Genomic DNA, 23,766 nt, shown 5'->3' on the forward strand with positions numbered 1-23,766 from the left:
GCCGACCGGAAGCTCACCGGTCGGTACTGGTCAGCGCGGCCCGCTAAGCAGAAGGCGTACGGCACGCATGGCGTCAGGGTACCGCAGGGGGCGCCGGGCCCGCTTGGAGTACCGCCCCGGGGCCCGGGGGCCGCACCCCGGCGACGGCGGGCTCCGGGAGGCGCGCGGCCCGCGTGACGGGCCGACGACCGACGGTAGCAGCGCGCCGCCCCGCGTCACCCGGCTTACGGAAAGCCCGCCTCCCCGGCCCCGTGCCCCCCTACTTTTCCCGCATGCGACCCCACCGCAAGAGCCGCACCCCCGGATCGCGCCTCCCCGGCTTACCCCGCCCGGGACTGTGGCGCCGCCGCGCGAGCCCCTCGGACCGGGTCCCCGGCCCACGCCGTCCCGGCCCCCCGGTCACGGTCCGGGGCCCGCGCCGCTGGCGCCGCCCCGCCCTCGCCGCCGGAGCCGCCACCGCCCTGGCCCTCACCCTGCTCGCCGGCACCGGCCCCCTGCGCGGCTTCCTCGACTTCACGGGCGGCGTGCTGACCCTCGTCTCCCTCACGGCCGCCGTCGTCTGGGGCCTGGTCGCGGCGGGCCGGACGGTCCTGCTGCCCCGCAGCCGGCTGCTCGCCCAGGGCGTCCACCGGGCCGTGGCCACCGCCTCGCTCGGCTTCCTGGTCCTGCACATCGCGGTCAAGACCGCCGAGGGGCACGCCCGCGCCCTGAACGCGCTGCTCCCTTTCTCCGGCACGCCCGCCCCCGACGCGTCCGTGCTGATCGGTTTCGGCGCGGTGGCCGGGTATCTGATGGTGCTGGCCGCCGCGACCGGCGCACTGCGCAGCGCGTTCGCCGGGAAGGGGCGCGCTTCCGAACGTTGGCGCGCCCTGCACGCCTGTGCGTACCCGGCCTGGTGCCTGGCGCTCCTCCACGGCCTCAAGTCGGGGCGCAGCCCTTCGGGCTGGGTCACCGCCGGGTACGCGCTGTGCCTGGTGGCCGTCGCCGCCGCCCTCCTGGCCCGCGCCTTCCTCCCCCGCGTACTGCGCGCGCGGCTGCGCGCCCGTACTGCCGCGCCCCCGCCCGCCGCGCCCCCGGGGCCGCCGCTTCCGAGCCCGCCGCCCCTGGAGAGCGGGCCGCCCCCTTACGGAAGGCACGCCTTCCATCCCGGCTCGCACGCCCTCCACCCCGCCTCGCACGCGCTCCGCCCCGCCTCGCCCGGCCGGCCCCGCCCGTGACCGGCCCGCTCCCCGACGTACCGCCCGTGTACGTCCTCGGCCTGCCCCGGCTGACCGCGGGCTTCGACCAGGCCGAACGGCTCGACCGCCGCGCACACCTGCTCGCCCACGGCTCGCCGCCGGCCCTCCCCGGACACCGGCTGGCCGAACTGGCGGACGCCATCGCGCTGCGCGGCCGCGGCGGCGCCGGCTTCCCGCTCGCACGGAAGCTGGAGGCGGTGGCCCACCACGCGCGGCGCTCGGGCGTCCGGCCCGCGGTCGTCGTGAACGGCTGCGAGGGCGAGCCCGCCTGCCGCAAGGACACCGTCCTGCTGTGTCGCGCGCCACACCTCGTCCTGGACGGCGCGCTGCTCGCCGCCGACGCCCTCGGCGCCCGCACCCTGGTCGTCGGCGTGACCAAGGACACGGCCGAGACGTCCGTACGGGACGCGCTGGCCGAACGCGGGCTGAGCGACCGCCGGCGCGGGCGGTCGCTGCGCGCCCGGCTCGTGCGCGTACCGGAACGGCTGGTCTCCGGCGAGGCGTCCGCGCTGATCCGGGCGGCCGAGGGCGGCCCCGCGCTGCCGCCGGGGCGGCGCGTGCGGGCCGCCGAGTCCGGGCTCGGCGGTGCGCCCACGCTCTTCTCCAACGCCGAGACGTTCGCCCAACTCGCCGTCGCGGCCCGGCTGGGCGCGCACCGGTACGCCTCCACGGGGGCGCCCCACGAGCCCGGCACCCTGCTCCTGACCGTGTCCGGCGCGGTGCCCTCCCCCGCCGTCGTCGAGGCGCCGAGCGGGGTGCCGCTTCCGTACGTCCTCCAGGTGTGCGCCGCCGACCCGGCTCCCGGCGGCGTCCTGGTGGGCGGCTACCACGGCGCCTGGCTGGACGCGCCGACCGCGTACGGGGCGGTCGTCACCCGCGAAGCGCTCGCGGCCCTCGGCGGGGCGCTCGGCGCCGGCGCGGTGCTGCCGGTGCCCGCCGGCAGCTGCCCGCTGGGCGAGACCCTGCGCGTGGCGCACTGGTTGGCGGCCGAGTCGTCGGGACAGTGCGGACCGTGCCGGCTCGGCCTGCCCGCGCTGGCCGGCGCGCTGGCGGCCACCCTGTCGGGCGGCGGCCAGGAGACGCTGGAAGCGGTACGGCGCGCCGCGCAGGCCGTGCGCGGGCGCGGCGCGTGCAAACACCCGGACGGTGCCGCGCGGTTCGTGCTCTCCGCGCTGGACGCCTTCGCCGACGACCTCGCCGCGCACGCCCTGGGCGGCTGCGGGCGGGAGACCGCCGGTGTGCTGCCGCTCCCGGCCCCGGAAGCGGCCGACGCGGCCGAGGGCACGGGCGCCGGGAACCCGCCGGCCGCCGCGGACCGGCTGGCGGTGGACTGGACCCTGTGCGAGGGCCACGGGCTGTGCGCGAAGCTGCTCCCGGAGGCCGTACGCCTCGACCCCGACGGCTATCCGGTGATCTCGGACACCGTGCTCCCGGGGCGGCTGCGCGGCCGTGCCCAACGGGCCGTACGCCGCTGCCCCGCACTCGCCCTCAGGCTGGAGAAGTCCTGAACTGGAAAAGCCCTGATCCAAAGAAGCCCCGAGCTGGAGAAGTTCTGGCGGCCGCAATGCGAAGATCCCGCCCGGTCGCATCGACCGGACGGGATCCCGTGGACATCAGTCCTTCTGTGGAGCTAAGGAGAATTGAACTCCTGACCTCCTGCATGCCATGCAGGCGCTCTACCAACTGAGCTATAGCCCCTTGCTGTGTTCCGCTTCGGTTTCCTTCCGGCTCCCCGCTGCGGCATCGCCTACATTACACGGACCTCCCCGCCTTCTGCCAAATCGATTGCGGGCGGCCTCCTGGGGAGGGCGCGATGTACTGTCGGCGAGCCGTGCCCGATTCGTCCTGGGGAGCCGTACGCCGTGACCGCGCTGGAGCTGGAAGAGTCCGCTGCACCCCGCGGCCCCGCCCCGCTGAAGAGCCTCGCCCGCCGCCGTCCCGTACTGCTGGCGGTGATCGGCTGCCTGGTCTCCTTCGCCGCCTTCTGGACCGCGCAGCGGCTGGCCCACGTGACGATGATCGACCTCATGGTCTACCGCGCCGAGGGCTGGACCGCGCGCAACGGCGAAGACCTCTACGACATGGTGGCGACCTCGGCGAACCTGCCCAACACCTACCCGCCCTTCGCCGCGCTGCTGTTCACGCCGCTGACACTGGTCGGCGTACCGGAGATGCGCACGCTCGCCACGCTCGGCAACCTCCTGCTGATGGTCGCCGTCGTACACCTCGGCCTGCGGCTCGCCGGCCGCCCCCAGCGCGTTCCGCCGCTCGCCGCCGCGCTGTCCGTGGCCGCGCTGCTGGTCTGGTGCGAGCCGGTGTGGACGACGCTGCGCTACGGGCAGATCAACCTGCTGCTGGCCGTGCTGGTCCTATGGGACCTGACCCGCAAGGACACCAACCGGTGGGCCGGCGTCGGCATCGGCCTGGCGGCCGGCATCAAGCTCACCCCGGCCCTGTTCGCCGTCTTCCTCGCGCTGGCCGGGCTCGTACGGGCCTGGCAGCGGCTGCGGGCGGGCGCGGGGCCGCGGGCGGCGTGGAACCCCTGGCTGCGGCAGGCCGCCGTCGCCTGCCTGACCTTCCTGGGCACCGTGGTGCTGTCGGCGCTCGTCCTGCCGCACGACTCCCGGCGCTTCTGGACGGAGATCATCTTCGCCGCCGACCGGGTCGGCGAGGTGGAGATCACCGCCAACCAGTCGCTGCGCGGCGCGCTGGCCCGGCTGCTGCACACCCACGACCCCGGCCTGTGGTGGCTGGTGGCCGCGGCCGCCGTGGCGGTCTGCGGACTGGCCGTCGCGGTCGCCGCGCTGCTGCGCGGCCGCCGGGCCTGGGCCGCCGTCGCCTGCGCGGTGACCGCCCTGCTGGTCAGCCCGATCTCCTGGTCGCACCACTGGGTGTGGGGCGTGCCGATGCTGGTCCTGCTCGGCTCGGAGGCCATCGGCCGCGGCGGCTTCGGCAGCCGGGCCGGCAAGCGGTGGTGGGCGGGGACGCTCGCGATGGGCCTCCTCTTCTGTTCGTTCGCGCTGTGGTTCGTGCCGCACCGCTACCACCAACACGAGGAACTGCACCAGAACGGCGGCCAGATGCTGCTTTCCGGGATCTACCCGATCGCCGGCCTGGCCTTCCTGGCGCTGACCGCGGTCCTGCTGCGGCGCGAGCACACGGAGTAGACGGGCCGTCAGGCCCGGTCGCGGGAAGGGGCGTCGCGGGGAGCCGGGGCGCGGGGAGCCGGGCTCAGGCGGTCGCGAAGGAATAGAAACGCTTCAGCGTGCAGTGCTCGTCCAGCAGCCGGCCGTAGATCGGCTCACCGTCGAGTTCGCGGTACGTCTCGATCGGGTCGCCTTTTATGACGAGGGCCCGCGCGCACTCCTCGCACCAGTACTGGTAGTCGGAGTTGACCGGCTCCATGTCCCGGACGATCGGCGTCCCGCTGCCGCACCAGTCGCATTTCCTGCTGTGAGCGCCCATCCGTCAGCTCCAGCTGTGGCCGCAGGCCGTGCAGACGAACGAGATGCCGCCGTTGTCGCCCAGCACCTGCGCCACGTGGGGCGAACCGCAGGAAGGGCACTGGAGCACGGCGCCGGCCGTGCCGTGCGCTTCGAGGCGGGCGAGGCGGGGCGCGGCTTCCGGCAGCGGGGCGGCACCCCGCACCGGGGAGGGGGCATCGAGAAGGCCGTCGACCTCCTCCATGATGCTCGTGGGCATCGCGTTTTCTCCTCCCCTGCCGGCGCCGTCCGAATTCTGCCACGGACCGCCGACCGGGTCAGTCCCGCCGCCGTACCGGTTCCGGTATCCGGCGGCACCCGCAGGACCAGGTAACAAATGATCCCGCCCCCCAGTGTGGGAGACGGGATCATCCGAGGTGTGGAGCTAAGGAGAATTGAACTCCTGACCTCCTGCATGCCATGCAGGCGCTCTACCAACTGAGCTATAGCCCCGGGTCTTGTTCCGCTCCTCCGGGGTTTTCCCCGGCGGCGCCGCGAACAAGAAGAACTTTAGCCTGCGACCTGCCCAGATGTGAAATCCGGTCCCTCCGGCACCCCGGCGGGGCGGTCCGCGGGGCCGCTCAGTCGTCGTCGCCGAGCACCGGCTCCGGCAGCGTCCCGGCGTTGTGCTCCGTCAGGCGCCAGCCGCGGGCGCCCTCGCCGAGCACGGACCAGCAGCAGTTCGACAGGCCGCCCAGGCCCTCCCAGTGGTGGGACTCCAGGCCCAGCAGCCGCCCGATGGTCGTACGGATCGTGCCGCCGTGGCTGACGACGACCAGGATGCCGCCGTCGGGGAGCTTGTCGGCGTAGCGCTCGACGACCGGGGCCGCGCGGTCGGCGACCTCGGTCTCCAGCTCGCCGCCGCCGCGCCGTACGGGCTCGCCGCGCTTCCACGCCGCGTACTGCTCGCCGTACTGCGCCACGATCTCCTCGTGGGTCAGGCCCTGCCAGGAGCCCGCGTACGTCTCGCGCAGCGCCTCGTCGTACGTCACCTCCAGGCCGGTGACGGCGGCCAGCTCACGCGCCGTGGCGGCGGCCCGCCGCAGGTCGGAGGCGATGATCGCGTCCGGCTTCAGGGCCGCGAGCAGCCGGGCGGCGCGCCGCGCCTGCGCCACGCCCTCGTCGGTCAGCTCGATGTCCGTGGAGCCCTGGAAGCGGCGCTCCAGGTTCCAGGCGGTCTGTCCGTGCCGCCACAGGACTATGCGGCGGCCCCTGCCGCTCGTCGTGCCGTTCAGCTCAGGTCTCCGTCCTGCTCGGCGGCGGTGGCCTCGGCGTGGGCAGCGGCCTTGCCGCGGGTGGCCTTGGCCTCCTCGGGAAGGTCCAGCTCCGGGCAGTCCTTCCAGAGGCGCTCCAGGGCGTAGAACACGCGCTCTTCGCTGTGCTGGACGTGGACGACGATGTCGACGTAGTCGAGCAGCACCCAGCGGGCCTCGCGGTCGCCCTCGCGGCGCACCGGCTTGGCGCCCAGGTCCTTGTTCAGCCGCTCCTCGATCTCGTCGACGATCGACTTGACCTGGCGGTCGTTGGGGGCCGAGGCCAGCAGGAAGGCGTCGGTGATGGAGAGCACGTCGCTGACGTCGTACGCGATGATGTCGTGCGCGAGCTTGTCGGCGGCCGCCAGCGAGGCGGCCTGGATGAGCTCGATGGAGCGGTCGGTGGCGGTCACAATCCAGCTTTCGGGATCGGCGGTCAGGTACTCACCAAGGGTCTCACGGACCGCCGACACTGCCCGCGGGCTTTTCGGTAGGCCCCAGGTCGACGCTCTGACCAGGGGCGGGGCCGGGCCGGGCGCGCTGGTTCGCGGCTGCGGCCCGGCACCCCTCAGCCCTTGTAGTCCTGGCCCAGGACCACCGTCAGGTCCGCGTTCGCGGCGCCCTTGCCCTGCTTGACCGCGCCGGCCGGCAGTCCCAGCGTCTTCGCGGCCTCCTCGGCCTTCGCCTTCTGGGCCGCGTCCGCGTACGTCACCTCGGAGGTGGGCCTGGCCGCCGCGGCGGTGCCGCCGTCGACGAACGAGTAGCCGCCGTTGACCAGGGCGATCCGCGCCTTCTGGGCCGCGTCCTTCTTGCCGGTGGCGTTCTGGACGCTGATCCGCGGGGTCGAGCCGGGGTCGGTCTTCTTGACCGTGCCGCCCAGCACCTCCTTGACCACGTTCGCGGACGCCTGCGGGCTGAGCGTGCCGTCCTGCTGCACCGGCAGCAGCGTGGTCCCGTAGGCGCCGGCCTTCGCCAGCTCGGCGCGCTGGGCGAGCGAGCTGCCGAGCTGCGCCTCGGTGAGCGGCGGGTCCAGCACCTGGAGCAGCGACTTCACGGTGGCCGTGGCGCCGTCCACGTCGCTGGAGACCTTCTTGAGCGTGGCCTGCATGACCTGCCCGAAGCGCTCCAGCTGCTTGGTCTGCGCCTCGCCGGCCCCCTGGTAGGTGGCGTAGGCGACGGCCGCCTGGCCGTTGAGCTCCTGCGCCTTGCCCTGCTTGACCAGGGGGTTGTCGTCCTGCTTGGCGCCGGGGACGGTGGCGTCGGTGTCCACGGTGATGCCGCCGGTCGTCTCGACCAGGTTTTCCAGGTACGGGGTGTCCAGCCGCCAGCTGGCCTTGATGTCGGCGCCGAGCAGCGTGTTCAGGGCCTCCCTGGTGGGGTCGATGCCCTGGTCCTTGACGGACTTGGCGAGCGTGGTGGCGCCGCCGTCCTCGGTGGAGACCGCGAGGTTGTTGGGCAGGAGGACGGTGGTGCCCTTGTGGGTGCTCTCGTTGTCCACGAGAAGGGCGGTGCTGGTGTTGCCCTTGGGGTCCTTCAGGTGCACGACGAGCACATCGCGCTTCTGCCCCGCGCCCCCGGCCTCCTTGCCCGCCTCGGCGCCCGCGAGGCCCGGCAGTTTGCCCGCCCACCACAGGTAGCCGATGCCGCCGAGCAGCAGCAGGACCAGCAGCACGATCAGCATGACCTTGCGGCTGCGGCCGCGCCGCTTGGCCTCCTCGCGCCGCTCGGTGCGGCTCTCGGTGAACTTCAGCCAGTCGATGACGTCTTCGGTTTCCTCGGCCGGCTCCTCGATGAACGAGAACTGCTCGGTGCGGTAGTCCGTGCCGCCGCCCGCAGCCGGTCCGGAGCCCGGGGAAGCCTCGGAGCCCCGGGACGGTGCCCGGTCCCCGGTGTCCGGCGCCCCGCCGCGCGGCGCCTGCTGCTGCCCGTACTGCTGGTGCTCCGGCTCCTGGTAGGGCACCTGCTCGTACGAGGGCTGCGCCGACTGCTGCGGGATCCACCCCTGCTGCTGTTGCTGTTGCTGTTGCTGTTGCTGTTGCTGTTGCGGCGGCATGCCGTGCTGCTGCGGCGGCTGCTGCTGCGTGTACGGGTCGTACTGCTGCTGGGTGTACTGCGTCTGCTGCGGAATCTGCTGCTGGCCGTACGGGTCGTACTCGTACCCCTGGTGTCCGGCGCCGGGCTGGCCCTGCTGTCCGCCGTACGGGTCGTAAGGCGCCTGCCCGGCGTACGGGTCGTAGCCGACCGGCTGCCCGTACTGGTCGTAGGTGACCTGCTGCGGCGCCTCCTGGTACACCGGCTGCCCGTAGGCGTCGTAGGTGTACTCCGGCTGCCCCTGCCGCTCGTGGGCATACGGGTCCTGCGGCACGTACGGGTCCTGTCGGTCGTTCACCGGTGCCCCTTTCCGTCAGCCCCGTCGGCGGTCGTCGTCAGCGGCCGTCTTCAGCAGATGTCAGCGGCCGTCGTGGCCGGCCGGGTCCTCGCGGTACAGGTGGCGCTTGTCGATGTAGCGCACGACACCGTCCGGCACGAGGTACCAGACCGGATCCCCCTGGGCGACGCGCGCCCGGCAGCCGGTCGAGGAGATGGCCAGCGCCGGCACCTCGACCAGGGACACCGCACCTTCGGGGAGCCCGGGGTCCGCCAGTATGTGCCCGGGCCTGGTCACCCCGATGAAGTGGGCGAGCGAGAACAGTTCCGGCGCGTCGTGCCAGGTCAGGATCTGACCGAGCGCGTCGGCGCCGGTGATGAAGAAGAGATCCGCGTCACGGTGCAGGGCGTGCAGCTCCCGCAGCGTGTCGATGGTGTACGTCTTGCCGCCGCGGTCGATGTCGATGCGGCTGACGGAGAACTGCGGATTGGACGCGGTGGCGATGACCGTCATCAGGTAGCGGTCCTCGGCCGGCGACACCGTCTTGTGGCTCTTCTGCCACGGCTGGCCCGTGGGTACGAAAACGACCTCGTCGAGGTGGAACTGGCTGGCCACCTCGCTGGCGGCGACCAGGTGTCCGTGATGGATCGGATCGAAAGTTCCGCCCATCACTCCGAGCCGCCGCTTCACGGGCCCTGTCTGCTCTCCCATGCGTGCAGACCCTACTGGGCCGCGCGGGGTGCCGGGGTCCAGGTTCCCGCGCTCAGCGGTCGCGGTTGAAGCGGGTGGTGATCCAGAGCAGGAGAAGCAGGGCAATCAGGGCGCCGCCGCCCGTGACGAACGGGTTGAGGCTTTCGTGGTTGCCGCCCTTCTGACCGCCTTCGGCGAGGGTGACCAGGTGCTGTGCGGTGGTGTGCAGGCTCATCGTCGGCAGGACCAATCCGGGATGGGAACGGACAGAGACTTCCGCCACATCGTATGCGTGAGCCCGTCCGACTCTCACGCCGACTCCGCCGGGAGGGCGCCCGCCGCCCCGCGGCGGCGGTCACGGCCGGGCACCGGAAGCGGACGGAACGCCTCCGGACCGGGCCCGCGGATCAGTCCCGGTCGTCGTCGCCGCCCTTGCCGTAATTGCGCAGCAGCACCCACGCGAGGAACGCCGCGCCCAGCACGCCGACGATGAGGACGGTACGCAGGATCCATCCCGGGCCGTCGGTCTTCGAGGTCTCCGCCGCGGCGGCGAGCAGCACGCTCGTGTTCGGCATGGCTGATGCGCTCCCTTTGTACGGGCATGTGGGCATGTGCGGCCCCGGTGCGCTCGCCAGCGTACGCCTGAGCATCCAAATGGCTGTCAGCGGCGTCCTCTAGTCTGAATCACACGCAGTCGAACAGGGGGAGGCCCCAATGACGGAGAGCCCAGGCGGCAGCGAGCGCGTACCGAGCCGGGACCGCAGGCGGTTCCCGGGGATCTCTTCCCGCGCCTACGAGCACCCCGCGGACCGCTCCGCGCTCGTGGCCCTGCGCAAGCTGAGCGGGTTCGACACCGTCTTCAAGACGCTGAGCGGCCTGCTGCCGGAGCGCAGCCTGCGGCTGCTGTTCCTGTCGGACTCGGTGCGGGTCGGCGACCAGCAGTTCGCGCACCTGAACGACATGCTGCGGGACGCCTGTTACATCCTGGATCTGGAGAAGGTCCCGCCGATGTACGTCAACCAGGACCCGGTGCCGAACGCCATGTGCATCGGCCTGGACGAGCCGATCATCGTCCTGACCACCGGCCTCGTCGAGCTGCTCGACGAGGAGGAGATGCGTGCGGTCATCGGCCACGAGGTCGGCCACGCGCTGTCCGGCCACGCCGTGTACCGCACGATCCTGCTGTTCCTGACGAACCTGGCGCTCAAGGTCGCCTGGATCCCGCTCGGCAACGTCGCGATCATGGCGATAGTGACGGCGCTGCGCGAGTGGTTCCGCAAGTCGGAGCTGTCGGCGGACCGGGCAGGGCTGCTGGTCGGGCAGGACCTCCAGGCCTCCATGCGCGGCCTGATGAAGCTGGCCGGCGGCAACCACCTGCACGAGATGAACGTGGACGCGTTCCTCAAGCAGGCCGAGGAGTACGAGGCGGGCGGCGACCTGCGCGACTCCGTGCTGAAGATCCTGAACATGCTGCCGCGCAGCCACCCGTTCACCACCGTGCGGGCGGCCGAGCTGAAGAAGTGGGCGGCCAGCCGCGACTACCAGCGCATCATGGACGGCCACTACCCGCGCAGGGACGAGGACAAGGACACCTCGGTCTCGGACTCCTTCCGCGAGTCCGCCGCGCACTACGCGGAGTCGGTGCGCAACAGCAAGGACCCGCTGATGGGCCTGGTGCGCGACATAGCCGGCGGCGCGGGGGACCTCGGCGGCAAGCTGCGCGACACGGTCTTCCGCGGCGGTTCGCGGCCGGGCGGTGGCACGGGCGGCGCCAACGGGTCGGACGGTGCTAACGGGCCGGAGGGACCTGGTCCGGCGGGGAAGTAGCCGCCAGCTTCCCGCACAACCCCGTGTTCGACCGGCCGCGGGCGTACGGGTCGGTGCCCTGCGGCCCGTCGCCCGAGGCGCGCTGCCCGGCGAGCAGCGGGCGCAGCACGCCCGCCGCGTCGGCGGAGCAGGACATCGGCCCCGCCTGGAGGTTGCTCTCCAGCACCTCCAGGCGGTGTTCGTCCAGGTCGTCGCGCCGGATGCGGAAGCTCATCTCGCGGCGGACGGTGAACAGCGAGGCGGCCGGGGCCTGTTGGGCCTCGCCGCTCTTGGCGGTGGCCGGGCGCAGCGCGTAGGCGAAGGTGAAGTCGGCGCTCACCTCCAGGGCGTCCGGGCCGACCTCGGCGACCGAAAGGGTGCCGCTGACCCGCACGTTGGGGTCGGCCAGCGCCACCTGGGCCGGGTCGAAGCGGAGCAGCCAGCCGGTGGCGGCGTGCCGCCCGTCGTCGGCCGGGTGCGCCAGGCTCCGGTCGAACTGGTCGAGTTGGCTGGGGGTCAGGAGCAGGCCCACCGGCCGTACGGACCCTCCCGTCAGGGTGGCCGGGTCGATCGAGGAGCGGACCAGGTAGTCCTTGGCGAGGGACAGGGCGGAGACGACCTGGCCCTCGGAGAAGTGCTCGGTCCGTTCGACGGTGGGCAGGTTGACGCCCGCCGCGCCGATCCGGTACTGCGCGGCGGGGCTGCGCGCGAAGAGGTCGGCCGGTTTCCCGCCCGGTACGGCACCGGTCGGCGCCAGCGGTACGACCGTGGCCCTGAGCGGCTCGGCCGCCACCGGTTCGGGCGGCTTGTACGGATGGCGGATGCCCAGGTAGATCGCGGTGCCGAAGGCGATCACGATCAGTACGGCGAGGAGGACGGCCTGCCGGGCGCCGCCGAGCCGCGCCCAGGCGTGCCGGGACCGTACGGCCCGTGCGTGGTCGCCCATGCGCTCCCTCGCGGAGTACTCCTGAAGACGTGCAGCCCGTACGAACGATTCGTCGAAGACGACGGATCGGTATTCGTCCTCCCCGCCTCCCGCGGCGCCCTCGGGGGTCCCTTCGGGAGGGTCACCAGCACCGGCCATACCACAAGAGTAGGTCCGGGGAGCCGTCGGTAAACGCGCTGGTACGGGACAAGTTGCGGGTACTTTTTCGGAGCCGCGCCACCCACTTGCCGCGAAACGGGGCGCACCGACCGGCGCACGGAAGCGGTCAGCGGGCGCGCGGCGTGGCCGCCGCGGGCGGCGGCTCCGACTCGACGGACGCGGACGCCGACGGCGGGACGCTGGACCGGGCGGGCGGCACGCCGTCCACGCCGCTGGTCGCGGGCGGTGGTGCCGGGTCCTGGGGGCGTCCGCCGGACGCGCCGTGGTAGACCGCGGAGAAGGCGAGCGCGACCAGGCCGATGCCCATGACGACGGCGAGCAGCCAGGCCACCGGGCGGTGCCAGCGGAGGCTGCCGCGGTACGGGCGCAGGGCACCGCCGTAGGGCCCGTACGGGCCATGGGAGCCGTACGCGTTGGGGTCGGCGCCGTATCCGCGGCCGAACCTGCGGCCGGCGGCGCGGCCCGGTACGTCCGGCGCGGAGTCGTCGGTGCCGTCCGGATCGGTGCCGTACCCGGGGCGGGCGCGGGCCGCGTCGGCTTCGGCGCGGGCCTGTGCGGCGGCCAGCATCCGCTCCACCGCGGTCGGTTCGTGGAAGCGCGCGGCCCGCACGAAGTCCTCGTCGAAGGCCACGGAGGCGAAGTCCTCGTCCGCTGCCCCGTGGCTCGGCTGGCTGTGCTCGTCGGGCTCCTCGCCGTCCGGGAACGGCTTGCCCCCCACGTCGTCCGGCACTCGTCCAGACTAACCCCGGCCGCCCGATCCGGGCAGGGAGTAGGGGAATTCGGCCGCGGCCCGCGGTCGCGGGCCGCGGTTGCTCAGCGCGTGTGCCCGTCCCCCGTGACGACGTACTTCGTCGAGGTCAGCTCCGGCAGGCCCATCGGCCCCCGGGCGTGCAGCTTCTGCGTCGAGATGCCGATCTCGGCACCGAATCCGAACTGGCTGCCGTCCGTGAAGCGGGTGGAGGCGTTGACCGCGACCGTGGTGGAGTCGACGAGCTGGGTGAAGCGGCGGGCCGCGGCCTGCGAGGTGGTGACGATCGCCTCGGTGTGACCGGAGGACCAGCGCCGGATGTGCGCGACCGCCGCGTCCAGGTCCTGCACGACGGCCGCCGCGATGTCGTACGAGAGGTACTCGGCCGCCCAGTCCTCGTCCGTGGCGGGCGCGACCAGGCCGGGCCCGGCCTGCTGCCAGGCCGTGTCGCCGTGCACGACCACCCCGGCCTGGGTCAGCGCCTCCAGGGCCCGCGGCAGGAACGTCTCGGCGATGCCGGCGTGCACCAGGACCGTTTCGGCGGCGTTGCACACGCTCGGCCGCTGCGCCTTGGAGTTGATCAGGATGTCCAGGGCCATGTCGATGTCGGCGTGCTCGTCCACGTAGACGTGGCAGTTTCCGGTGCCGGTCTCGATCACCGGGACGGTGGACTCCTCCACGACCGTACGGATCAGCGAGGCGCCGCCGCGCGGGATCAGCACGTCGACCAGGCCGCGCGCCCGCATCAGCTCGCGCACCGAGTCCCGGCTCTCCCCCGGCACCAGCTGGACGGCGTCGGCAGGCAGCCCGACGCTCGCCACCGCGTCCCGCAGGACCTCCACGAGCGCGCTGTTGGAGGCGTAGGCGGAGGACGAGCCGCGCAGCAGTACCGCGTTGCCCGCCTTCAGGCACAGCGCCGCGGCGTCCACGGTCACGTTCGGCCGCGCCTCGTAGATGATCCCGACGACGCCCAGCGGCACGCGTACCTGCCGCAGGTCCAGGCCGTTGGGCAGCGTCGAACCGCGCACCACCTCGCCCACCGGGTCGGGCAGCGCCACCACGTCGCGGACGTCGGCGGCCATCGCCGTGACCCGCTCGGGGGTCAGCGTGAGCCGGTCCACGAGGGACTCGCCGGTGCCCGCGGCCCTGGCCTTGGCGATGTCCCCGGCGTTGGCGGCGACGATTTCCTCCGTGCGGGCCACCAGGGCGTCGGCGATGGCGAGCAGCGCGCCGTCGCGCGCCGTGCGCGGCTGCGGCGCCAGGACGGCCGCCGCTTCCTTGGCGCGCCGGGCGGTCTCGATGACGGGTGAGGAGTGCGCTGAGTCGCTGGTCATGGCGGAAAGCCTAACCGGGCGGCGGGCCGCGGCCGCGCCGCGTTCCGACCCGCGGGACGCCGGCCCACCGGTACGGGCCCGCCGGGGCCCGTACGCGGACTCCTCAGGACGGGTGCCGCCCGCACCGGCTCAGCACGGCGCGCCCCGGCCGGTTCAGTACGGGTGCACTCCCACCGGCGAGGCGGGCGGCGGACCGTACCCCTCCGCGACGCGCTGGTGGTACGTCTCCCGGCCGATGACCTCCAAGCCGACGATCTCCCACGGCGGCAGTCCGGCCGTGGAACGGTGCTCGCCCCACAGGCGCAGCGCGACCGCCGCCGCGTCGTGCAGGTCCCGGGCCTCTTCCCAGTAGCGGATCTCGGCGTGGTCGTTCGCGTAGCGGCTGGTCAGCAGGAAGGGGTGGTCGTGCGCGAGCTGTTCGAGCGCCCGCCGGACCTCCTGCAAGGGGGCTTCGGCCCCCGAGACGCTGAGGGTGACGTGCCAGAGCCGCGACGCCTCGTGCCGGTCCGCCGCCGGCCGCTCGTGCACCGCCCCGCCCGGCCCCGCACGGTCCTCGGACCCGGCCCCGGTCCCGCCGGCCGGCCCCGCGGTCCCGACGCTGGTCAGTGTGCGCTCCGCCATCCCTCGGGACAGCGCCCCTGGGCGCCCTCGTCTCACCGGCGGCCTCCTGTTATGCGTATCGCTCCGCTCGCGCGGGGGCGGAGCCGATCGGTGCTGTCTGCCTTCGCTGGTGCCGGAACGCTGCCGGACGCGCCGCCGCGTGCGGGCCGCTCCGGGGCACCGCGGGTCGCGCTGCTCCGGGCCCCTGGCCGCGGGCGGCGCCCGGCAGTGGTCCGGCACTGCTGTGGTGTGGCGCGCGCTCGCGCGCCGCGGACGGCGCTCCCCTGACGGCGTCCCCGCAACAAAGTTGACCAGTCCGCGGGCCGTCGCGGGGCCGTTTTCGAGAAGGTCTCCGTGGAAAGGCTGGTCTTTGGACCTTTCTCCCCGCTTGTTTTCTGGTTGTGACGGCCGTCAGTGGTGCAATACGACCAGATCGTCGCGGTGCACGACCTCGCGCTCGTACGCGGGGCCCAGCTCGCGGGCGAGGTCCCGGGTGGAGCGGCCGATCAGCCGCGGCACCTCCCGCGCGTCGAAGTTGACCAGGCCGCGCGCGACGGCCCGGCCTGCGGTGTCCCGCAGTTCGACCGGGTCGCCCGCGCTGAACTCCCCTTCGACCGCGGCGATGCCCGCCGGCAGCAGCGAGGAGTGCCGTTCGACCACCGCCTGGACGGCCCCGTCGTCCAGGACGAGCGCGCCGCGCGGCGTGGAGGCGTGTGCCAGCCACAGCAGCCGGTCGGCGGAGCGGCGCCCGGTGCGCAGGAAGTGGGTGCCGGTGGGGCCGCCGGACAGGGCGTCGGCGGCGTGTACGGCGGAGGTCAGCACGACCGGGATGCCGGCCGCGGCGGCGATCCGGGCCGCCTCGACCTTGGTGACCATGCCGCCGGTGCCGACGCCCGCGCGGCCCGCGCTGCCGATCGAGACGCCCTCCAGGTCGCCGGGGCCGCGTACCTCGGCTATGCGGGAGGTGCCGGGGGTGCTGGGGTCGCCGTCGTAGAGACCGTCCACGTCCGAGAGGAGCACGAGCAGGTCGGCCCGGACGAGGTGGGCGACCAGAGCGGCCAGCCGGTCGTTGTCGCCGAAGCGGATCTCGTCGGTGGCGACGGTGTCGTTCTCGTTGACGATCGGCACGGCGCCCATGGCCAGCAGCTGGTCCAGCGTGCGGAAGGCGTTGCGGTAGTGGGCGCGGCGGCTGGTGTCGTCGGAGGTCAGCAGGACCTGGCCGACGCGGCGCCCGTAGCGCGCGAAGGAGGCGGTGTAGCGGGCGACCAGCAGGCCCTGGCCGACGCTGGCGGCGGCCTGCTGCCGGGCCAGGTCGCGGGGCCGCCTGTCCAGGCCCAGCGGTGCCAGGCCGGCCGCGATGGCGCCGGAGGAGACCAGCACGATCTCCTTGTCCTGGTGCTTGGCCAGCACGTCCACCAGTGCGTCCACCCGGTCCGCGTCCAGGCCGCCGCTCGCCGTGGTCAGCGAGGACGAACCGACCTTGACCACGATCCTGCGGGCGTCCGTCACGTCCTGCCTTGCGCCTGCCACCTGCGTACCCCTGTGCTCGCCTGTCACCGCCGCGTACGGGAGATTCCGTACGGGTGTTTCCGTACGCCCGCAAATCTACGGCAGCGGGGCGGCCCGGCGCCCGGCGGAACCCCGTGCGGGCTGCCGGGAGGCCCCGGCAACGCGGCAGGCCCCCGGTGCTCCCGGGGGCCTGCCGCGTACGTGTAGCCGTGCGTCAGAACGGGCGGAAGTCCTCGTACTCGCCTTCCGCCTCGTCGCGGGCCGCCTCGCGGTCCCGGCGGCGCTGCGCGGCGGGGCGCGGCGCCTCCATGCGGTGGTCCTCACCGCGGCGGCCGAGCATCTCCGCGCCCGCCGCCATCATCGGCTCCCAGTCGAAGACGACCGCGTTGTCCTCGGGGCCGATCGCGATGCCGTCGCCGGCGTGCGCGCCGACCTTGCGCAGCTCGTCCTCGACGCCGAGGCGGTTGAGCCGGTCGGCGAGGTAGCCGACGGCCTCGTCGTTGTTGAAGTCGGTCTGGCGCACCCAGCGTTCGGGCTTCTCGCCACGGACGCGGAAGAAGCCCTCGCCCTCCGGGGTGACCGTGAAGCCCGCGTCGTCCACGGCCTTCGGGCGGATGACGATGCGGGTGGCCTCCTGGACGGGCTTGGCGGCGCGGGCCTCGGCGACGATGCCGGCCAGCGCGTACGACAGCTCCTTCAGGCCGGTACGGGCGACGGCCGAGACCTCGAAGACGCGGTAGCCGCGCTCCTCCAGGTCGGGGCGGATCATGTCGGCCAGGTCCTGCCCGTCCGGGATGTCGATCTTGTTGAGGACGACCACCCGCGGCCGGTTGTCCAGGCCGCCGTACTGCGCCAGCTCCGCCTCGATGACGTCGAGGTCGGAGACCGGGTCGCGGTCGGACTCCAGGGTCGCGGTGTCCAGGACGTGCACGAGCACCTCGCAGCGCTCCACGTGCCGCAGGAACTCCAGGCCGAGGCCCTTGCCCTGGCTGGCGCCGGGGATCAGGCCCGGCACGTCCGCGATGGTGTAGACGGTCGAACCGGCCGTCACCACACCGAGGTTGGGCACCAGGGTGGTGAACGGGTAGTCGGCGATCTTCGGCTTGGCGGCCGAGAGCACCGAGATGAGCGAGGACTTGCCGGCGCTCGGGTAGCCGACCAGCGCGACGTCCGCGACGGTCTTGAGCTCCAGCACGATGTCCCGGGCCTCGCCGGGCTCGCCGAGCAGCGCGAAGCCGGGGGCCTTGCGGCGGGCGGAGGCCAGCGCGGCGTTGCCGAGGCCGCCGCGGCCGCCCTGGCCCGCGACGAAGGTGGTGCCCTGGCCGACCATGTCGGCGAGCACGTTGCCCGCGCGGTCCAGGACGACGGTGCCGTCCGGGACCGGCAGCACCAGGTCCTGGCCGTTCTTGCCGGCGCGGTGGTCGCCGGCGCCCGGCTGGCCGTTGGTGGCCTTGCGGTGCGGGTGGTGGTGGTATTCGAGGAGCGTGGTGACGTCCTGGTCGACGACCAGGATCACATCGCCGCCGCGGCCGCCGTTGCCGCCGTCCGGGCCGCCGAGCGGCTTGAACTTCTCGCGCATGACGGAGGCCACGCCGTGGCCTCCGTTACCCGCGGCGACATGCAGCTCGACGCGGTCCACGAAGGTGGTCATGGTGGGGTGCCTCCAGATACGACGGGAATGTCTCTGTACTAACACGCCAAGGGCGGACCGGCCTTCCCGCGTACTGCGGGGAGAGGCGGTCCGCCCTCGGAGTGGTGCTGCCGAGCTATCGCTCGATGCTGAGGAAGTGGGTCACTCAGCGATCGGGACGATGTTCACGACCTTGCGGCCACGGTTGGTGCCGAACTGCACCGCGCCCGCAGCCAGGGCGAACAGGGTGTCGTCGCCGCCGCGGCCGACGCCCGTGCCCGGGTGGAAGTGGGTGCCGCGCTGGCGGACCAGGATCTCACCGGCGTTGACGGCCTGACCGCCGAAGCGCTTCACGCCGAGCCGCTGAGCATTGGAATCGCGACCGTTCCGAGTGGACGATGCGCCCTTCTTGTGTGCCATGTCTCCTCAGTCCCTTACTTCGCCGGAGCGTCGATGCCGGTGATTTTCAGCGCGGTGTGCAGCTGGCGGTGGCCGATCCGCTTCTTGTAACCGGTCTTGTTCTTGTACTTCTGGATCCGGATCTTGTCGCCCTTGTGGTGGTCGACAACCTCGGCCTGGACCTTCACGCCGGCCAGGACCCACGGGTCGCTGGTGACCGCGTCACCGTCGACGACCAGCAGCGTGGAGAGCTCGACGGAGTCGCCGACCTTGCTGGTGGAAATGCGGTCTACCTCGATGACGTCGCCGACAGCAACCTTCTGCTGACGGCCGCCGGTGCGCACGATCGCGTACACGCGGAACTCTCTCTCGCTAGGAACGGGACCTCTGATGCCAGCCGCTCACACGGGTTCGTGACGATCCCGTGGAATCCGAGGGACGAGCGGCCTCTCCCGGCGGGCCGGGAGGTGTTTGCTCAGTGGTTTGGCGTACTTACACACGCCGATGGCCAAGGTTACGGGGCCTTGACCAGGGGGTCAAACCGGCCCCGGGCCGCGTACGGCCCGGGGACACGGTCCGGCCTCAGTCCTCCGTCGAAGCCGACACCGACGAGGCCGGGGCCTGCTCGGCGGCGGCGGTCTTCTTGGCCGCCGCCTTCTTCGTCGTGGCCTTCTTCGTGGTGGTCTTCTTCGCCGTGGCCTTCTTGGCGGTGGTGGTCTTCTTCGCCGCCGTCTTCTTGGCCGTGGCCGTCTTCTTCGCCGCCGTCTTCTTGGCGGGCGCCTTCTTGGCCGTCTTCTTCGCCGCGGTCTTCTTGGCGGGCGCCTCCTCGGCGGCCTCCTCGGCGACCGGCGCCGCCCCGGCGTCGTCGGCGGGCACCTCGGCAGCGGCCTCGGCGACCGGTTCGGCGACGGGCTCGGCGGCCGGCTCCGGCGCGGCCTCCGCCACCGGGGCGCTCGCCTCGGCAGCGGCCTGCTCCGCGTCCTCGGCGGGCTTGGGCGAGCCCGCGGGCGCGGACGCCTTACGGGTCGCACGGCGGCGCGGACGGGCCGGCGCGGGCTCGGCGGCCGGCTCCGGTGCCGCGACGGGCTCCGGCTCGGCGGCCGGCTCCGGTGCCGCGACGGGCTCCGGCTCGGCGGCCGGCGCGGGCTCGGCGGCCTCCACCACGATCGCGGCGGCCTCGGACGCCTTGGGCGCGCCCGCCGGGGCGGACACCTTGCGGCTGGCGCGACGGCGGCCACGGCCGCGTACGCCACCGGCCGCCGCCTCGGCCTCCGCCGGGCTGCCGAACCACTCGTCGGTGTCGGCCACCGCGGGCTGCAGCTCGGCCTCGGTCACCGCGACCGGCTCCAGCTCCGGGTGCTCGTGCTCGTCGTGGTGCTGGTGGTCGAGTTGCGCGCCGTTGCCGGCCGCGCCGGACTTGCCCTTCTTCTTGCGCTTGCCGCCGCCACCGCCGCCGACCGAGGACGGCTGGTCCATGTGGACGATGACGCCGCGGCCGTTGCAGTGCACGCACGGCTCGGAGAAGGACTCCAGCAGGCCCTGGCCGACCCGCTTACGGGTCATCTGGACCAGGCCCAGCGAGGTGACCTCGGCGACCTGGTGCTTCGTACGGTCGCGGCCCAGGCACTCCAGCATCCGCCGCAGCACCAGGTCCCGGTTGGACTCCAGCACCATGTCGATGAAGTCGATGACGACGATGCCGCCCAGGTCGCGCAGCCGCAGCTGGCGCACGATCTCCTCGGCCGCCTCCAGGTTGTTCCTGGTCACGGTCTCTTCGAGGTTGCCGCCCTGGCCGGTGAACTTTCCGGTGTTGACGTCGATGACGACCATGGCCTCGGTCTTGTCGATCACCAGCGAACCGCCGGAGGGCAGCCAGACCTTGCGGTCCAGCGCCTTCATCAGCTGCTCGTCGATGCGGTACGTCGCGAAGACGTCGACGTCCGAGGTCCACTTCTGGAGGCGGTCGGCCAGGTCCGGCGCGACGTGCGCGACATAGCCGTGGATGGTCTCCCACGCCTCTTCGCCGCTGACGATGACCTTCGAGAAGTCCTCGTTGAAGATGTCGCGGACGACCCGGACGGTCATGTCCGGCTCGCCGTACAGCAGGCTCGGCGAGCTGGTGGAGCCCGCCTTGGCCTTCTTCTGGATCTCCTCCCACTGCGCCTGCAGGCGCTCCACGTCGCGGCGCAGCTCGTCCTCGCTGGCGCCCTCGGCGGCGGTACGGACGATGACGCCCGCGTCCTCGGGGACGATCTTCTTGAGGATCTGCTTCAGGCGCGACCGCTCGGTGTCCGGCAGCTTGCGGCTGATGCCGGTCATCGAGCCCTCGGGCACGTAGACCAGGTAACGGCCCGGCAGCGAGACCTGGCTGGTCAGGCGGGCGCCCTTGTGGCCGATCGGGTCCTTGGTGACCTGCACCAGCACGGACTGGCCGGACTTCAGCGCGGTCTCGATGCGGCGCGGCCCGTTGGCCATGCCGAGCGCCTCGAAGTTGACCTCGCCCGCGTACAGCACGGCGTTGCGGCCCTTGCCGATGTCGACGAAGGCGGCCTCCATCGACGGCAGGACGTTCTGCACCTTGCCGAGGTAGACGTTGCCGACGTACGACGTCGACTGCTCCTTGTTGACGAAGTGCTCGACGAGCACGTTGTCCTCAAGGACGCCGATCTGGGTGCGCTCGCCGCTCTGGCGGACGACCATGACGCGCTCGACGGCCTCGCGGCGCGCCAGGAACTCCGCCTCGGTGATGATCGGCACCCGGCGGCGGCCCTGCTCGCGGCCCTCGCGGCGGCGCTGCTTCTTGGCCTCCAGGCGGGTCGAGCCCTTGATGGACTGGACCTCGTCGGACGGCTCGTCCTTCTTGCGGGGCTCGCGGACCTTGACGACCGTACGCTCCGGGTCGTCGCCGCCCTGCGGGGCGTCCCCGTCACCGAGGTCGCCGCTGCGACGGCGGCGGCGACGGCGCCGGCGGCTGCTGCTGGAGCCGCCGCCCTGCTGGTCGTCGTCCTCGTCGGCGGACGCGGCCTGCTCGGCCGGCTCCTCCGCCGCTTCCTGCTGCCCGGCGTCGGACTGCTGGTCCTCGCCGGCCTGCTCGTCGCTGCCGTCCGCGGCCTCGCCACGGCGACGGCGGCGGCCGCCGCGACGGCGGCGGCGGGACGGGCGGTCGCCCGACTCCTCGTCGCCCTGCGCGGCCTCGCCGCGCTCGTCCTCGGTGTCGTCCTCGTCGTCGTCCTGGATGTCCTGGGTGTCCTGGACGTCCTGGACGGGCTGCTGCTCGGCGGCGGGCTGCTGCTCGGGCTCGGCGGCGCCCCGGCGGCGACGGCGGCGGCCGCCGGCCGCGGGCTGCTCGTCCTGCTCGGCGGCGGGCTCCTCGGCGGCCTGCTGCTCGGCGGCGGCGGCCGCCGCCGCGGCAGCGGTCTCCGGCGTCTGGAACATGGGCTCGGTGAAGACCGGCGCCTGGAAGACGGCGGTCGGCGGGCGCCGGTCGCGGCGGCGGCCACCGCGGGCCGGCTCCTCCGGCGCGGGCGCTTCCTCGGTACGCGCCTCGGCGGCGGGCTGCTCCTGCTGCGCGGGCTCGGCGGCGCGCTCGCCACGGCGGCGGGCGCGGCGGCGCGGCGCGTCACCGGAGCCGGACTCGGCGGCGGGCTCGGCCGGCTTCTCGGCGGCCTCCTCGGCTTCGCCGGTCTGCGGGGAGCCCGCGGGGGCGGTCGCCTTGCGGGTGGCGCGGCGGCGGGAGCGGGCGGGCTTGGTGTCCTCGGCCGGCGCGGCGGGCGCCGCCTCCGGGGCCTCGGCGGTCCCGGCGGCCGCCTCGTCCGCCTCCTCGTCCTCGATCACGGCCTCCGCCGGCGCCTGCGCGCTCTGCGGCTCGGCGGCGCCCTGCGGCTCGGCGGCGCCCTGCGGCGAACCGGCCGGGGCCGTGGCCTTGCGAGTGGCGCGGCGGCGGGAGCGGGCGGGCTTGGCGTCCTCGGACGCGGCCGGCTGCTCCGGCGCCGCGGGCTGCTCGGACACGGCGGCGGGCGCGGCGTCCTCGTCGGCGGCCTGCGGCGCGGCTGCCTCCGGCGCCTCGGCGGCCGGGGATCCGGCCGGTGCGGAGGCACGGCGGGTGGCGCGGCGGCGGGGCCGGGCGCGGGGCGCCTCGTCCTCGGCGGCCTGCGGCTCTTCCGGGGCCTGCGGGTCGGCCTGTGCGGCGGCCGGCGCCTCGGCGGCGGGCTGCGCGGCCTCGGCCGGCTGCGGTGCGCCGGCGGGCGCGGTGGCCTTGCGGGTGGCGCGGCGGCGCGTACGGGCGGGCTTGGCGTCCTCGCCGGTCACGACCGTGGAGGCGGCGCCGTCAGCGTCCTGCGCGGCGCTCGCGGCCGTACCGCTGTCCGCGGGCACCGCGCTCTCGGCGGGCGCGTCCGTCGTCGCGGTGACCGGCGGTCCGGCGGGCCGCGAGGCGGCGCGGCGACGGCGGCGCGGCGGCAGCGTGTCGCTGGGGGTACTGCCCTCGGAAGTCTGTTCCGAAGGGCCGCTGGGTTCGTTGGGCTCAATGGGTTCGAGCATGCGGGCGGTTCTCCCGTCACGCTCCCGGGCGCCACGCCTGGATCCGGACGCGGCCCGCGTGAAATGCGCGGTGCCGCGCTCCGGGGCGCGGGCGCCGCACGGGAGCTGTCGTCTCGCTCGCCGGGCCCGGCTGTCGGGGACCGGCGAAAGTCTCCTGGTCAGTGCGTCTGCCGGACCGGGGTGGCTCCCTGGTTGATCGGCGACGCGACGACGGCGGTCCTACGCAGGACCGTCCGGCGCCTCGCGGCACTCAGCCGGCGGCCGTAGTCGAGCCGGCCTCGGCAGCATCGCGGTCGGGCGCGAGCGGGTCGGTCACCGCGCCGGTCTCCTCATCGAGCAGCCCCTGCGCCAGCCTGGTCACCGCTGCGGGGACCGGCGGCGCCAGGTCGGCCGCAGCTCGGAGGCCGGACAGGACGTCGTCGGGTCGTACGGCAGGTGTCAAATGCCGAACAACCAGCCGCAGTATCGCACAGGCTTTGCCGTCCGGCCTATCGCCCTCGGGGGCGGCGGCTTCGAGGCGGGCGACCGCGGCCCGCGCGTCGAAGGTCCGCATGCCGTTCTTCGTACGGCGTTCGACCTGCACCTCCTCCGCGGCGAGGAAGAGCTCCACGGCGCGCGCCGCGTCGGCGGGCTCGACCCCGTCGAGCCGCAGCTCCCACACCGAGGCCTGGAGCCGGTCGGCGAGCCCGGAGGTGTGGGCCTCCACCGCGTCGGTGATGTCCAGACCGGTCGGCAGCGACTCGTTCAGCAGCTCTTTGAGCGGTGCCGGATCGCGGCGCTCGGTGAGCTGGATCTCCAGGTACTCGGCCTCGCTGCCGGTACCGGTCGGCGCGGCGTTGGCGTACGACACCTTGGGGTGCGGGGTGAAGCCCGCCGAATAGGCCATGGGGACCTCGGCGCGGCGCAGCGCCCGCTCGAAAGCGCGCTGGAAGTCGCGGTGGCTGGTGAACCGGAGGCGGCCGCGCTTGGTGTAGCGCAGTCGGATGCGCTGCACCGCCGGTGCGGGCGGCGGGCCTTCGGGCTGTCGCTTGCCCAGTGTTACTTCTCCTTGGTGTGAGGGCGCTG

Annotated in this window: 22 protein-coding genes and 2 tRNA genes; 4 read left to right on the top strand and 20 right to left on the bottom strand. The window is 73.7% G+C overall.

Translation table 11 applies throughout. From position 1 onward, the window contains the following. Positions 1–272: 272 nt before the first annotated feature. Complete coding sequence (locus ACH4K4_RS08955; protein WP_398165856.1) at positions 273–1,217, top strand: hypothetical protein; 945 nt, start codon at positions 273–275, stop codon at positions 1,215–1,217. After that, on the top strand, positions 1,214–2,746 hold the full coding sequence (locus ACH4K4_RS08960) for an NADH-ubiquinone oxidoreductase-F iron-sulfur binding region domain-containing protein (RefSeq protein WP_398165858.1): 1,533 nt from the start codon (positions 1,214–1,216) through the stop codon (positions 2,744–2,746). The genes ACH4K4_RS08955 and ACH4K4_RS08960 overlap by 4 nt, the downstream gene beginning before the upstream one ends. A gap of 117 nt (positions 2,747–2,863) precedes the next feature. On the opposite strand, the gene ACH4K4_RS08965 is transcribed toward ACH4K4_RS08960, so the two are convergent. After that, positions 2,864–2,936 (bottom strand) — tRNA-Ala (locus ACH4K4_RS08965). A gap of 164 nt (positions 2,937–3,100) precedes the next feature. Here ACH4K4_RS08965 and ACH4K4_RS08970 point away from each other — a divergent pair. Continuing rightward, the gene (locus ACH4K4_RS08970) at positions 3,101–4,405 is read left to right on the top strand and encodes a glycosyltransferase 87 family protein (protein WP_398165859.1); all 1,305 of its coding nucleotides are present in this window, start codon (positions 3,101–3,103) and stop codon (positions 4,403–4,405) included. 64 nt (positions 4,406–4,469) lie between these two features. Here ACH4K4_RS08970 and ACH4K4_RS08975 read toward each other — a convergent pair whose 3' ends face one another. The 9 genes from ACH4K4_RS08975 to ACH4K4_RS09015 all read right to left on the bottom strand — a co-directional run bounded on the left by ACH4K4_RS08975 (position 4,470) and on the right by ACH4K4_RS09015 (position 9,606). Continuing rightward, entirely contained in the window at positions 4,470–4,703 is a 234-nt protein-coding gene (locus tag ACH4K4_RS08975) for a hypothetical protein (RefSeq protein WP_360122434.1), read from the bottom strand. 3 nt (positions 4,704–4,706) lie between these two features. Further along, positions 4,707–4,940: a hypothetical protein gene (locus tag ACH4K4_RS08980; RefSeq protein WP_398165861.1), complete on the bottom strand. Its 234-nt coding sequence runs from the start codon at positions 4,938–4,940 to the stop codon at positions 4,707–4,709. A gap of 160 nt (positions 4,941–5,100) precedes the next feature. Beyond that, positions 5,101–5,173, bottom strand: a tRNA-Ala gene (locus tag ACH4K4_RS08985). Positions 5,174–5,301: 128 nt separating this feature from the next. Further along, on the bottom strand, positions 5,302–5,955 hold the full coding sequence (locus ACH4K4_RS08990; protein ID WP_398166302.1) for a histidine phosphatase family protein: 654 nt from the start codon (positions 5,953–5,955) through the stop codon (positions 5,302–5,304). Next, entirely contained in the window at positions 5,952–6,386 is a 435-nt protein-coding gene (rsfS, locus tag ACH4K4_RS08995; RefSeq protein ID WP_360123266.1) for a ribosome silencing factor, read from the bottom strand. The genes ACH4K4_RS08990 and rsfS overlap by 4 nt, the downstream gene beginning before the upstream one ends. Positions 6,387–6,541: 155 nt before the next feature. Beyond that, positions 6,542–8,362, bottom strand: a complete 1,821-nt coding sequence (locus ACH4K4_RS09000; protein WP_398165863.1) for an LCP family protein — start codon at positions 8,360–8,362, stop codon at positions 6,542–6,544. A 60-nt stretch (positions 8,363–8,422) separates the two neighbouring features. Continuing rightward, positions 8,423–9,052 (bottom strand): nicotinate-nucleotide adenylyltransferase, encoded by a 630-nt coding sequence (nadD, locus tag ACH4K4_RS09005; protein WP_360122442.1) that lies wholly within the window; start codon positions 9,050–9,052, stop codon positions 8,423–8,425. A gap of 52 nt (positions 9,053–9,104) precedes the next feature. Next, entirely contained in the window at positions 9,105–9,281 is a 177-nt protein-coding gene (locus tag ACH4K4_RS09010) for a hypothetical protein (protein ID WP_398166333.1), read from the bottom strand. Positions 9,282–9,438: 157 nt separating this feature from the next. Beyond that, complete coding sequence (locus tag ACH4K4_RS09015; protein WP_398165864.1) at positions 9,439–9,606, bottom strand: hypothetical protein; 168 nt, start codon at positions 9,604–9,606, stop codon at positions 9,439–9,441. 139 nt (positions 9,607–9,745) lie between these two features. Here ACH4K4_RS09015 and ACH4K4_RS09020 point away from each other — a divergent pair, with 139 nt between their 5' ends. Then, positions 9,746–10,858 carry a M48 family metallopeptidase gene (locus ACH4K4_RS09020; RefSeq protein ID WP_398165866.1) on the top strand — a complete coding sequence of 371 codons (1,113 nt, stop codon included), beginning with the start codon at positions 9,746–9,748 and terminating at the stop codon, positions 10,856–10,858. Here the strand turns inward: ACH4K4_RS09020 and ACH4K4_RS09025 are convergent. The 10 genes from ACH4K4_RS09025 to ACH4K4_RS09070 all read right to left on the bottom strand — a co-directional run bounded on the left by ACH4K4_RS09025 (position 10,821) and on the right by ACH4K4_RS09070 (position 23,695). Then, positions 10,821–11,921: a hypothetical protein gene (locus ACH4K4_RS09025; protein ID WP_398165868.1), complete on the bottom strand. Its 1,101-nt coding sequence runs from the start codon at positions 11,919–11,921 to the stop codon at positions 10,821–10,823. The two genes, ACH4K4_RS09020 and ACH4K4_RS09025, sit on opposite strands and share 38 nt — an antisense overlap. A gap of 127 nt (positions 11,922–12,048) precedes the next feature. Then, a complete protein-coding gene (locus ACH4K4_RS09030; protein ID WP_398165870.1) occupies positions 12,049–12,672 on the bottom strand; it encodes a hypothetical protein in 624 nt (207 codons plus the stop codon). A gap of 83 nt (positions 12,673–12,755) precedes the next feature. Further along, the gene (locus ACH4K4_RS09035) at positions 12,756–14,024 is read right to left on the bottom strand and encodes a glutamate-5-semialdehyde dehydrogenase (RefSeq protein WP_398165872.1); all 1,269 of its coding nucleotides are present in this window, start codon (positions 14,022–14,024) and stop codon (positions 12,756–12,758) included. A gap of 153 nt (positions 14,025–14,177) precedes the next feature. After that, positions 14,178–14,681, bottom strand: a complete 504-nt coding sequence (locus ACH4K4_RS09040; RefSeq protein WP_398165874.1) for a hypothetical protein — start codon at positions 14,679–14,681, stop codon at positions 14,178–14,180. Between the two features lie 354 nt (positions 14,682–15,035). Next, the gene (gene proB / locus ACH4K4_RS09045; RefSeq protein WP_398166304.1) at positions 15,036–16,133 is read right to left on the bottom strand and encodes a glutamate 5-kinase; all 1,098 of its coding nucleotides are present in this window, start codon (positions 16,131–16,133) and stop codon (positions 15,036–15,038) included. 214 nt (positions 16,134–16,347) lie between these two features. After that, positions 16,348–17,784: a GTPase ObgE gene (obgE, locus tag ACH4K4_RS09050; protein ID WP_398165876.1), complete on the bottom strand. Its 1,437-nt coding sequence runs from the start codon at positions 17,782–17,784 to the stop codon at positions 16,348–16,350. A gap of 141 nt (positions 17,785–17,925) precedes the next feature. Further along, complete coding sequence (rpmA, locus tag ACH4K4_RS09055) at positions 17,926–18,183, bottom strand: 50S ribosomal protein L27 (protein ID WP_398165878.1); 258 nt, start codon at positions 18,181–18,183, stop codon at positions 17,926–17,928. A gap of 14 nt (positions 18,184–18,197) precedes the next feature. After that, entirely contained in the window at positions 18,198–18,518 is a 321-nt protein-coding gene (gene rplU, locus ACH4K4_RS09060) for a 50S ribosomal protein L21 (RefSeq protein WP_360122475.1), read from the bottom strand. Positions 18,519–18,744: 226 nt separating this feature from the next. Further along, positions 18,745–22,701, bottom strand: a complete 3,957-nt coding sequence (locus tag ACH4K4_RS09065; protein ID WP_398165880.1) for a ribonuclease E/G — start codon at positions 22,699–22,701, stop codon at positions 18,745–18,747. A 250-nt stretch (positions 22,702–22,951) separates the two neighbouring features. Next, positions 22,952–23,695: a TIGR03936 family radical SAM-associated protein gene (locus tag ACH4K4_RS09070; protein WP_398165882.1), complete on the bottom strand. Its 744-nt coding sequence runs from the start codon at positions 23,693–23,695 to the stop codon at positions 22,952–22,954. Positions 23,696–23,766: the final 71 nt, after the last annotated feature.

It is taken from the genome of Streptomyces sp. NPDC017529 (assembly GCF_044329785.1).
Taxonomy (GTDB): Bacteria; Actinomycetota; Actinomycetes; order Streptomycetales; family Streptomycetaceae; genus Streptomyces.